The organism is Chromobacterium sp. Ag138 (assembly GCF_055181315.1).
In genome coordinates this window covers 1,535,914-1,547,453 of sequence record NZ_JBUPWA010000001.1, presented here as the reverse complement: position 1 = coordinate 1,547,453, position 11,540 = coordinate 1,535,914, and the positions used below count along the sequence as shown (strand labels likewise).

The window sequence follows — 11,540 nt, the reverse complement described above, 5'->3', positions numbered from 1 at the left end:
GCAGCCGACAGGACTTCACAGAGCATTCAAGCCCAGCCGCTGTCGGGGGCGCAGCGAGGCGGGGTCGTCGCGGCGGAGATGGCCTCCCTGCCGGGCGGTCAAGCGGACAGCGCGCGCGGGGAGGGCGGGAAGTCGCCGGGAAGGCTGCCGCCGTGGCATCGCAGCAGCTCGACGAAGAGATCGGCCGGCAGCGGGCGCGAGTACAGAAAGCCCTGGGCATGTTCGCAGCGGCAGGTTTGCAGCATGGCGGCCTGGGCCGGCGTTTCCACGCCTTCCGCGATGACATTGAGGCCAAGCTTGTGGGCCATGACGATGATGGCTTCGCACAGCGCGTGGTCGCGCGGCTCGTCGGTGATCCGGCGCACGAAGGCCTGGTCTATCTTCAGGCAGTCCAGCCGGTAGCGTTGCAGGTAAGACAGCGCGGAGTAGCCGCTGCCGAAGTCGTCCAGCGCGATCCGGATGCCGGCCGCTCGGTAGATATCCAGCGCTTCCTCCACTTTGCGGTCGGCGTCGAGCAGCAGGGCTTCGGTGACTTCCAGCATCAGCGCCTGGCCCGGCACCCCGGCGCGCGCAAGCTTGTCCAGCCAGCGGGCCGGGTTCTGCAGATCGCGGAAATGCAGCGCCGACACATTGATCGCGATGCGCAGGTCGTCGCGCACCGTGTCGCGCCACTCGCGTATGACGGACAGGGCCTGGTCGTACACCCACTCGCAGATTTTGCCGCTGAGGCCGCACTCCTCGGCGATGGGGATGAACACGGCCGGATTGATGACGCCATGCTCGGGATGGTGCCAGCGCAGCAGCGCCTCGGCCTCGCGTATCCGGCCGCTGGCAAGGTCGATGATGGGCTGGAATTCGAGCCGGAACTGGCCTTGCTCCAGCGCCAGATGCAGGCCGTTGGATATCTGCAGCCGGACTTCCGCGGCCTTCTGCATCGCCGGCGCGTAGAAGCAGTAGCGGTTGCGGCCGGCATGCTTGGCGCCGTACATCGCCTGGTCGGCGTTGCGCAGCAGTTCGTCCACGCTCATGCCGTCGGCCGGGGCCATCGAGATGCCTATGCTGCCGGTCACGTAGCAGACCATCTGTTCCAGCCGCACCGGCTCGGCCAGCCGCTGCAGCAGTTTCTGCGCCATCAGGTCCACGTCGCCGGGCGATTCGATATCCCCCAGCACGATGCAGAATTCGTCTCCTCCCAGCCGCGCCACCGTGTCGCTGGCGCGCACGCTGCCCTGCAGCCGGGCGGCGACGGTGGAAAGCAGCTGGTCGCCGTGGCCATGGCCGAGCGAATCGTTGATGGTTTTGAAGTGATCGAGATCTATCAGCAGCACCGCCATCATTTTCTGGTGGCGCATGGTCTGGGCCAGGCCGTACTCCATCCGGTCCTGCAGCATGCGGCGGTTGCATAGATTGGTCAGCGGATCATGTTTGGCCAGGTAGGCCAGTTGTTCCTGAGCGGCCAGCACCGAGCTGATGTCGGAGAACACCAGCACGTAGTTGGCGACGCCGCCGTCCGGCCCCGGCACGACGCTGATGCTTTCCCAGATGTTGAGGATCTCGCCGTTCTTGTGCAGATAGTTGACGTTGCCCTGCCACAGCTTGCGCTCGCAGGGGGAGGCCGGCGGGCCGGCGCAGGCGAAGCTGGGCGGCGTCTGGTAGAGCGGGGCGATGTCCGGCCAGAGCATCGCCTCTTCCGCGCTGTAGCCGGTTTGCTGGCTGAAGGCCGGATTGACCGACACCACCTTGCGGCGCGCGTCCAATATCGCGATGCCCTCAGACGTGGAGTCGAACACGGTGGCGGCCTGGCGCAGCCTTTCCTCGGTTCGTCGCTGCCCGCTGATGTCCTGCAGCACGCCTATGATGCGCCGGCCGGCCTCGCCGTCGTCGAAGCAGCGCGCGCGGGCGTGCAGCCAGCGCTCGTCCTGATCGGGCCCGGTGCGGGCGCGGAACCGGATGTCCAGCGCGCAGCCCTGGTCGCGGGTGCGGGATACCGCCTCGCTCACCGCGGCGGCGTCGCGGTCGTCCACCTGCTCGATGAAGTGGCGGATCGACTCATTGGCCGTCAGCCCCTGCGCCGGCTGCGCGTTGCCGGCGAGGCTGAAGGTCTGCATCTGATCGGCCTCCACCCGCCATTCCCAGACATCGAGTCCGGCGGCCTGCATCGCCTTGCCCATCCGACCCAGCTGTTCATCGGCCCGGCGCTGTAGTCCGACGCGGACCATGGCCATCTGCAGGGTGGCGTGCAATTCGCGCGGGGACACCGGCTTGACCAGATAACCGTAGGGCATCGCGCTTTCCGCGCGCTGCAGCGTCGCGTTTTCTGCGTAGGCGCTGAGGAAGACGATGGGAATCTGCTGCCGCCGGTAGATTTCGCTGGCGGCGTCCACGCCGTCCATCTCGCCTTCCAGATGGATGTCCATCAGCACCAGATCGGGCTGCTCCCGTCCTGCGCGCGCTATCGCCAGGCTGCCGCTGGCCACCACGCCGCATACTTGGTAACCGAGCGCCTGCAATTGCTGTTGCAGATCCATCGCGATGATGCGCTCGTCCTCGACGATCAGGATGCGGATGTCTTTCAAGGGTTCTCTCCCGAGCCGAATGCCGGAAAGCTGACTTCCACGCGCACGCCGGGCTGGTTGTCCAGGATGTTCAGCCGGGCGCCCATCTGCTCGGCCAGCATCGGCATCAGTTGCAAGCCCAGAGACGCGGGCCGCGTCGCCGGGGCGGCGGCGGGCAGGCCCACGCCGCGGTCGGCCACGATCAGGAGGGCGTGCCGCTCGTCCTGGCGCGCCAGCCGCATCCAGATGGTGCCCCGGCCATCCGGATAGGCGTGCTTGAGCGCGTTGGTCAGCAGCTCGTTGATCAGCAGGCCGCAGGGCGTCGCCCGCTGCAGCTCGATGCAGACGAGCCCCGCCGGCGCGTCCAGCTCCACGCTCAGGCCGCCGGCCAACTGGCCGTAGCTGCTCAGCAGCAGCTGGTTGAAGCGTTGCAGGTATTCGCCCAGGTCCACCCGGGAGAAGTCGTGGCGCTCGTACAGCAGCTGGTGTATCAGCGCCATCGAGCGGACCCGGGCCTGGCTGTCCTGCAGAACGCTCCGGGCGCTGTCCTCGCGCACAAACTGGCTCTGCATGCTCAGCAGGCTGATGATCACCTGCAGATTGTTTTTCACCCGATGGTGAACTTCGTTCAGCAGCGTGGTTTTTTCCCGCAGCGCGGCCTCCAGCTGTCGCTGGGCCTGCTTGCGGGCGGTGATGTCGACGATGCCCGCCAGCACCATGGGACCGGTTTCGGTTTCTATCGGATTGAGGCCGATTTCGATCGGAAATTCGCCGCCGTCCTTGCGCAGGCCGTAGAGGTCGCGTCCCACGCCCATCGGCCTGGCTTCGGGCCGGCGCAGGAACCCCTGGCGCAGCTGGCCGTGGCGGCCGCGGAAGCGCTCCGGCATCAGTTGCTCTATCCGCATGCCCGAAAGCTCGTCGCCGGGATAGCCGAACATCGCCTCCGCCAGGCGGTTGAACAGGATGATGGAGCCGGCGCCGTTGATCATGATCATCGCATTCGGCGATTCCTGGACCAGCTGGCGGAAACGATCCTCCATGCGCTTGCGGTGGCTGAGGTCGCGGGTGATCTTGGCGTAGCCGCGCAAGGCGCCGTCATCGGCGCGCAGCGGAATCAACAGGATGTCAGCGAGGAAGCGGCTGCCGTCCCGGCGGACATGCCACAGCTCACCGGCATAGCGGCCGTCCCGCAGCGCCTGCGCCAACTGGCGCATCGTCTGCAAGCTGGAGTCGTCGGAAGGTGGCAGGAGGCAGCTGGAGTGGCGGCCCAGCGTTTCGGCGGCCGGGTGGCCGTGCATGCGTTCCGCTCCGGCGTTCCAGCTGCGGATCAGGCCGTCCGCGTCCAGCAGGATGATCGCGTGGTCTTCCACATGGCGGATCAGCAGGTCGAAACAGACATCGCTCTCCCGGATGCCGGGCAGGGGGAGCAGGTCTGGGGCGGGCGGCTTGGCTTCCCTGGCGCAGTTGAGCATGGAACGGTCCGTGGGGCTTGCGGTTCACTGGATGGAAAACCCAGTTCCGTTATAGGGTTAACGCTCTTTTTATGCCATTAGGCTAGTGTTTTTACGCATGGATTGAGACTGTGTTTAGTATCTATACATGATGGAAATTGATTGATTTATGGAAAATTAATCAATTTTTTAAATGTATTTGTTCCCGCACAATGCCAGCCATGAACTCAAGCAAGGAAGATCAATGATGAGCAGACGACGGTTTCTGGGCGGGAGCTTGCTGGCGGCGGGCGGATGGCTGGCGGGCCGTGCGATGGCCGCAGGCGGCGCGCCGAAGTCCGATGAGGGGTATCGGATGCCGGACGAAGGAGCGCGCCATGCCGCCACCTGGATGGCGTTCGGCCCCAGCCTGGCGGTGTGGGGCGGGCGGCTGCTGCCGGCGGCGCGCCGGGATCTGGCGCGGGTGGCGGCGACGATCGCCGCCTTCGAGCCGGTGCGCATGCTGGCGCGCGACGAGGAGCTCGACTTGGCCGCCAGGCTGTGCGGCCCCGGCGTGGAGCTGGTGGCGCAGCCGCTGGACGATCTGTGGATACGCGACAGCGGGCCGGTGTTCGTCAAGAGCGGCGCGGACAGGCTGGCGGCGGTGGATTTCAATTTCAACGGCTGGGGCGGCAAGCAGGCGCATGGCCGCGATGCCCGGGTGGCGGGCTTCGTCGCCGCCCAGGCCGGTTCGACGCCCCTGCGCGCGCGCTTGGTGCTGGAAGGCGGCGGCATCGAGGTGGACGGCGAAGGCACGGCCATCATCACCGAAAGCTGCGTGTTGAATCCCAACCGCAATCCCGGCTGGAGCAAGGCGCAATGCGAGATCGAGCTGCGCCGTGTGCTGGGCGTGGCGAAGGTGATCTGGCTGCCGGGCATCGCCGGACGCGACATCACCGACGGCCATACCGATTTCTACGCGCGCTTCGCCCGGCCCGGCGTGGTGGTGGCCGGCCTGGAGACCGACCCGGCTTCCTACGACTACCAGGTGACCCGCCGCCACCTGGCCATTCTGCGCCAGGCGCGCGACGCGCGCGGCCGCAAGCTGGAGGTGGTGGCGATTCCCGGGCCGTCCCGCGTTCGTCCTGAACATGAGAGCGACGACATGGCGGCCGGCTACATCAATTTCTATGTTTGCAACGGCGCGGTGATCTCGCCCGAGTTCGGCGATTCCAGGGCCGACCGCAACGCCTTGAGCGCGCTGCGCGAACTGTTCCCGGAGCGGGAGGTGGTGCAGCTGAACATAGACGCCATCGCGGCCGGCGGCGGCGGCATCCACTGCGCGACTCAGCAGCAGCCCGCCTGAGCGCGGTTCGAGCCAAGGGAGAAAGCATGCCGGAACATGATGGATTGAGGGCGGAGGGGGCTTCAGAGCAAGACGGCGCGTCGCGATTGCCGTCGCTGCGGCTGTTGGCAGGATTCGAGGCGGCGGCGCGGATCGGCAGTTTTTCCCGCGCGGCCGAGTCGCTGCACTTGTCGCAATCGGCGATCAGCCACCAGATCCAGCAATTGGAGGCGTTCGTCGGCCAGCCGCTGTTCCACCGGGTGGGGCGCGGCGTGGAGCTCACCTTCGCCGGCGAGATGCTGCAGCAGAGCGTGAGGCGCGCGCTGGAAACTTTGCGCCGCGGCCTGGACCGGATCGCCGTCTACACCGATCCCGGTGTGGTGGCGCTGGTGGGGCCGGCCTTTTTGCTGCAGGGCTGGCTGCAGCCCAGGCTGTCCGCATTGCGCGCCGCGCACCCGGACATCGTGCCCTTGCTGTCCATCGACGAAGAGCCGGGCCAGGCCGACGAGATAGATCTGGACCTGCTGATCTCGCCGCGGCCGCTGTCGCTGGATGGCTGGGAGGACGCGCGCTGGCTGCGCGACGAGTGGCTGTTCGTCTGCGCGCCGGCGCTGGCTGAAGAACTGGCTGGCTTGCCGTTCGAGCGCCACCATGAGCAGGCAAGGCTGCTGTGTCTGGAGAGGGCGCGGCTGCCGGACGCCGCCGACGCGGAAATGCAGCGGCTGCTGCGCCGCTTCGGCGTGGCGGCCATCTACGACGATGTCCAGCTGGCGCGCGACGCCGCGCTGCGCGGCCACGGCATCGCCTGCCTGTCGTCGCTGGCGGTGGATGAGGATCTGCGCGCCGGCCGGCTGCATGCGCTGGCCGGCTACCCGCGGCTGCCCGGCGCGCAATGGTGGCTGTCGCGGCCGGCGAACGCGTTGCGGACCGACGCGATGGAGCGGATGCACGCGTGGCTCAGCTCTGCCGCGCGGGAGGGGCCTGCCAGCGCAATTGGCGCGGACTGAGCCCCAGCAGCTGGCGGCACAGCCGGGTGAGGGCGCTCTGGTCGGAGAAGCCGCAGCCGGCGGCGATGTCAGCCAGCGAGCGGCGGCTGTGGCGTATCGCGTGGCAGGCCGCCTCCATCCGGGTGCGGCGGATGAAGTCGCCGGCGCACAGCTGGAACACCCGCTTCATCCGCCGGTCGAGCTGGCCGATGCTGAGGCCCGACAGTTCGCACAGCTCTTCCAGGTGCAGCGGGCGGTGGTAATGGGCCTGGATGTGGTCGACGCAGGCGGCGAAGCGCTCGTCCAGCAGCTTTTCGCGGGTGAGGTCGGCCAGGTCTTTGGAGATGCAGACCAGGCCCAGCAGTCGGCCGTCGGGATGGAGCAGCGGCTGTTTGTTGGTCAGGCACCAGCCGGGGGTGCCGTCCGGATAGACGGTCAGGTCCAGCCGGTTGCGCAGCGGCTGCTGGCTGGAAAACAGGATGCGGTCCTGTTCCCGGTAGCGGTTTGCCATCGCGCTGGGAAACAGCTCATGCGCGGTGCGGCCTTCGGCTTGGTCCCGGTTGCGCAGCGCGCAGCGCGGGACGCAGCCCTCGCTGAGGGTCAGATAGCGGCTGTCCAGGTCCTTCACGGCGAACACCATATCGGGCAGGTGGTCGAACAGCGCCGCCATCGCGCGCGCGGCGCTCAGGTCGCTGACGAGATGCGGCTGCTGCAGGGGCATGTTCATGACGGGGCGATCCTTGCGCGATTGCCGCGGCCTGGCGGCGCGATGGCGATGCCATCCGGTCTGCCGATTATTTATTTGGCATTTATTTAAAACAGCATCGCTCATCTGTATGCGTTTTGCAAGAATGCCGCGGCGGACGCCGAATGCCGCCGCGGCGGTGCCCGCCCCCTTACTCGTAGCTGGCGCTGACCACGACGTTGGCGAAAGGCTGCTTCGCCTGCAGCGTCAGGTAGTACCAGTGGCCGGCTTGCGGCGCGGCGATGGCCACCGATTCCTCGTTGCCGGCGCCGGCCGACGCGTAGTCGTAGCTGGCCGGCGTCGGATAGCGGTCTTTCGCCACGTAGAGGTCGACGTCGCCGCTGCCGCCGCTGGTCCACAGCCGGAGGTTGCGCGCGCCGGCCGGCACCCAGATGGTGGCGTAGGCGGCGCCGGACGAGGACAGGCCGGAAATCGAGCAGTTCTTGCCCAGCCGTTCCGGATAGCCTTCGTTGCAGGCCGGCAGGCCGGTGGACGGCGGCAGCGGCGGCTGGCCGGCGGTGGTGGCGCTCTGCGCCCAGGCGGCGAACTCGCTGTCGTAGCGGTTGCCGATCTGCCGCATCATGCCCATGTAGCCGCCCGCGTAGTCGCCCTTGCGGAACAGCGGCAGCATCGCGTCCACGTCGGCGCGGTGGCGCTCGAACATGAAGCGGGTGGCCATATAGCCCCAACGATAGGCGCGGGTGACGTAGTCCGGCATGTCGTAGGTGTTGCCGAAGATCTGGCTCAGCTTGTAGTTGCCGGTCTTGGCGACGTCGATGGCGGTCTGGTTGTCGTTGCGCAGCGACAGGTACTCGGCCAGGCCCTCTATCCACCACACCGTCGGCTGCTGGGTGGCGGCGGAGAAGTCGCCGTACATGTCGAAGCGGCCGTCCAGGTAATGGATGTATTCATGCTCCAGGTTCCACACCTTGAACACCGGGCGCAGCCACGAGGCCTCGTGGGCGATGAAGCGCGCCTGGTTGCCCGGATCGGCCGGGTTGCCTTCCAGATACATGCCGCCGTTGTCGGTGGAGATGCCGTAGATCACGCCGGCGTACTTGGAGTAATTGTTGTAGTCGTCGAACACCACCACCTCCAGCGAGGTGTTGTTGTCGTTGGCCACCGGCTGGTTATGCGTCTGCAGCATCTGGTGGAAGTACGACTCCTCCTTCTGCAGCAGCGCGCAGGAGGACTGCATCTGGTCGGTGGTCATTTCCTGGGCCCGGATATGGATGGTGGGGCTGCAGGTATAGCGGTTGACCAGGATGGCGTCGGCCAGTTTGGTCTCGAAGCCGCAGGTGCCGTATTCGGCGCAGCTGGCGTTGTCGTAATACTTCACGGCTTCCGCCGCCGCCAGCCATAGCTCGTTGTCGGCGCCGGTCATGCTGCTTCCCGCCAGGATGGCCTTGACCTGCGGCTTGATCGCCGGCTTCAGCGCCGGGTACTGCATGAAGCGCAGGCCTTCGCGGGTGGCGTCGCCCAGCTGGAACGCGGTTTCGGTGCCGAGCAGGCTGGCCTTGTCGGCCTGGACGAACTGGGTCAGCGCGGCCGAGTAGCTGCCGTCGCTCTGCAGCAGCGGCGCGGCGTTGGCGCGGCCGTGGGCGTAGAAGAACACGGTCAGCGCCCCGGTGAAGCCCTGGCTGGCCGTGGTTTCGCGCAAGGCCTGCGCGGCGTTGGGATTGGCCGCGGTGTTGGTGTAGCGCTGGACGACGGAACGGATGGACGGCAGGTAATAGGCCTCGTCCGCCATATTGGTGATCAGCGTCATCACTTCGTTGGCGGTGGTGGGCGCCTGGCTGTTGGCGGCGAACAGCGCCGTGCCGTCGACCAGTTGCTTGATGCCGGGGCGCAGCACAGCCTGCAGATTGGCGTCCAGCGCCGGCAGCGTGCCGGTGCTGGCCAGGTAGTAGCCGGCGCGCAGGTAGAGCGCGAGGTTGACCAGCGTCATCGACGACGCGTTGTAGGCCGCGGCCTCCTGGGCGAAGCGGCCGGCCACCGCGTTGAGGTTGGCCGCGCTGTAAAGGGTGGCGGCCAGGCTCTTGTCCAGCGCGAACAGGCCGTAGGCGCAGGTGTAGTCGGGCAGGGTGGACAGGTAGTTGGCGAGATCGGCGCCGCTGTGGCCGGCCATCGCGTTCATGTCCTGGCATTGCGGCGTGGCCGCGTGGCGGGCCAGCTTTTTCAGCGGCCGGCCGATCACGGTGCGGTTGTCCTGCAAATGGTAGCGGGACTGGAAGTCGGTCGGCGGGAGCTGCCGCCACAGTCTGGGCGGCGCCGGCTGCCTGGGCTTGGCCTGGTGCGGCATCTTGTTGGTTTTGGGCGCGGCGTGGGCCGGCGCCGACAACGCCGCGGCCAGGGCCAGGCACAGCGCGGCGAGGGGAAGGCTTCGCATATTCTGTCTCCGGAAAGTCAGGGCGTTTCCCTGACCCGAAGATCATGCCAAGTGTCCATGCGCATTTCTTGGCGAGTCTTTTCGCCGCCGCGCGCAGATTTGCCAAATGCGCTCAGGCGGACGGCGAGCTTGGCGACAGCCGTTTCCCCGCCATGCCGGCGAAGGCGCTCACCGTCCCCGGCAAAAGCTTGCGGCTGGGCCGCGCCCGCCAGCGCCTGGCGACGGGGCGGCAAGCAAAGAGGGTAGCGAGGGCGGGGCGAACTGGGCGCGCCTCGAATTCGGACAGCGCTGCGGGCGTCTTGGCGGCCCGAGCTTTTGCCGGTTTAGGCTGGCCGCCTTGAGGCGGCGCTAGTTCTCGGCCAGCATCACCCGGTTCCGCCCCTGCCGCTTCGCCGCGTACAGCGCGCGGTCGGCGGCCTGCAGCAGCAGCTCCAGCGTGGGCGCGGCTTCGCTCTGCGTGGCGACGCCGAAGCTGGCGGTGACCGCCAGCTTCTGTCCGGACGGCAGCACGCACGGCGATTCCGCGATGGCGGCGCGCAGCCGCTCGGCCAGCGCTTCGCCGGATGAGGCGTTGCCGTGGCAGGCCAGCACCACGAACTCTTCGCCGCCGTAACGGCCGGCCAGGTCGCCTTCCCGGCAGATGCGCTCGATGATGGCGGCGACATGGACCAGCACCGCGTCGCCGCTGTCGTGGCCGTGCAGATCATTGACCTGCTTGAAGTGATCGATGTCGAACAGGATCAGCGTCGCCGATTCTCCCGCCCGGCGGGCGCGCGCGATTTCGGCGTCGGCGGTTTGGGTGAACGCGCGCCGGTTGGCGATGCCGGTCAGAAAATCGATCCGCGACACTTCGGTCAGCTCGTCTATCAGCCGCTGCCGTTCCAGTTCCAGCACGCGTTTTTCCTGGTTGTTGCGCCGCAGGATGGCGATGGCGCGCAGCACGTCGCCGATTTCGTCTTTCCGCAGGGAGGCGGGGGGCTCGGCGTCCAGCCTGCCGTGGGCGATGTCGGACAGCAGTTTGGACGCGGCCAGCAGCGGTTTGGCGATCCGCCAGCGGATGTAGGCGAACAGCGCCAGTTGCGCGATCAGCGCGATCACCCCCAGGGCGGTGGCGCCGAGCAGATGCCGGAAGGCGGCCTGCCGCTGGGCGGCGGCCTCGTCGGCCGCGGTGGACAGCATGGTATCGCGCAGTTCGACGATGCTGTGCAGGCTGGGCATGTAGGCGGCGGTGAAGGCGGCCTGGGTGGCCGCATACGGCCGGCCCAGGCGGCTGGCCAGCAGAATGTCGTCCACCCGGGCAAATCCGTTGCGGAAATAGCGGCTTTCCATGTGCGACAAGGCCTGCCGCTGGACCGGTTGCGTCGACGGCACGCTCAGGCGCAGGCGGATGGTGCCGCGCAGTTGCTCGATGCGGCCGCGCAGAATGAACACCTCCCGGGACTCGGTTTCCGTCAGCGGCCGTTTTTCGGTCAGCGCGGGCACCAGGGTCGACCCCAGTCGGCCGGCGTATTCGCGCAGCTCGGTCGCCAGACGGGCGCCGCTGAGGGGATTGGACAGTTGGGGGTAGACGCTGGACGCCTGGAAGGATAGGGCGTTCACCGCCTCAAACACGGCGGGCACCACGTCGAACATCCGCTGGATCGGCGCCATGATTTCCGACGCGGTGGGCGCCGGCGCGGCGATGATCCGGTCCATGGCGTGCCGCGCCTCGCTCAGCCGCTGGCGGGCGACGCGGATGGCGGCCAAGGCTTGCCGGTGATAGGCGGAGCGGGAGGGTGACAGCGCGGTGACCAGGTCCTGCAGCGCGCGGTCGCTGGCCAGCCTGGCGGCGCGCAGCCTTTCCCGGCCGCCGTCATCGACGGTCGCGGCGATCAGCGCATTGGCGGGGCCGCGCTCGGCGGAGATCTTTTCCACCGCCACCATCGCGAGATGGGCGATCTGTATCGAGCTCAGTCCCTCGTCGGCCGCATGGTACGCCGCCCATTCGCCGTTGATGATCCAGGCCAGCGGCAGACAGGCGAGGATGAACAGAACGAAGGTGACGATGGTGAATATCTTGGACAGGCGCATCGGTCGTTCAGTGCAAGGAA

At 67.5% G+C, this 11,540-nt stretch carries 7 protein-coding genes; 2 read left to right on the top strand and 5 right to left on the bottom strand.

Going from position 1 to position 11,540, the window contains the following annotated elements:
- Nucleotides 1-98 precede the first annotated feature (98 nt).
- Both ACY3GB_RS06875 and ACY3GB_RS06870 read right to left on the bottom strand, forming a co-directional pair.
- Nucleotides 99-2,576, bottom strand: coding sequence for a two-component system response regulator (locus tag ACY3GB_RS06875; protein ID WP_463088096.1), 2,478 nt, complete (start codon nt 2,574-2,576; stop codon nt 99-101).
- Complete coding sequence (locus tag ACY3GB_RS06870; RefSeq protein ID WP_463088095.1) at nt 2,573-4,027, bottom strand: sensor histidine kinase; 1,455 nt, start codon at nt 4,025-4,027, stop codon at nt 2,573-2,575. The genes ACY3GB_RS06875 and ACY3GB_RS06870 overlap by 4 nt, the downstream gene beginning before the upstream one ends.
- 223 nt (nt 4,028-4,250) lie before the next feature.
- Between ACY3GB_RS06870 and ACY3GB_RS06865 the strand changes: the two genes are divergently transcribed.
- Nucleotides 4,251-5,351 carry an agmatine deiminase family protein gene (locus ACY3GB_RS06865; protein ID WP_463088094.1) on the top strand — a complete coding sequence of 367 codons (1,101 nt, stop codon included), beginning with the start codon at nt 4,251-4,253 and terminating at the stop codon, nt 5,349-5,351.
- 26 nt (nt 5,352-5,377) lie between these two features.
- Nucleotides 5,378-6,337 carry a LysR family transcriptional regulator gene (locus tag ACY3GB_RS06860; protein ID WP_463088093.1) on the top strand — a complete coding sequence of 320 codons (960 nt, stop codon included), beginning with the start codon at nt 5,378-5,380 and terminating at the stop codon, nt 6,335-6,337.
- Here ACY3GB_RS06860 and ACY3GB_RS06855 read toward each other — a convergent pair.
- From ACY3GB_RS06855 to ACY3GB_RS06845, 3 genes are all read right to left on the bottom strand, one after another.
- Entirely contained in the window at nt 6,288-7,043 is a 756-nt protein-coding gene (locus ACY3GB_RS06855; protein ID WP_463088092.1) for a PAS domain-containing protein, read from the bottom strand. The genes ACY3GB_RS06860 and ACY3GB_RS06855 overlap by 50 nt on opposite strands.
- A 169-nt stretch (nt 7,044-7,212) precedes the next feature.
- Nucleotides 7,213-9,450 carry a M9 family metallopeptidase gene (locus tag ACY3GB_RS06850; protein ID WP_463088091.1) on the bottom strand — a complete coding sequence of 746 codons (2,238 nt, stop codon included), beginning with the start codon at nt 9,448-9,450 and terminating at the stop codon, nt 7,213-7,215.
- A gap of 348 nt (nt 9,451-9,798) precedes the next feature.
- Nucleotides 9,799-11,520 (bottom strand): GGDEF domain-containing protein, encoded by a 1,722-nt coding sequence (locus ACY3GB_RS06845; RefSeq protein WP_463088090.1) that lies wholly within the window; start codon nt 11,518-11,520, stop codon nt 9,799-9,801.
- Between the last annotated feature and the right edge of the window lie 20 nt (nt 11,521-11,540).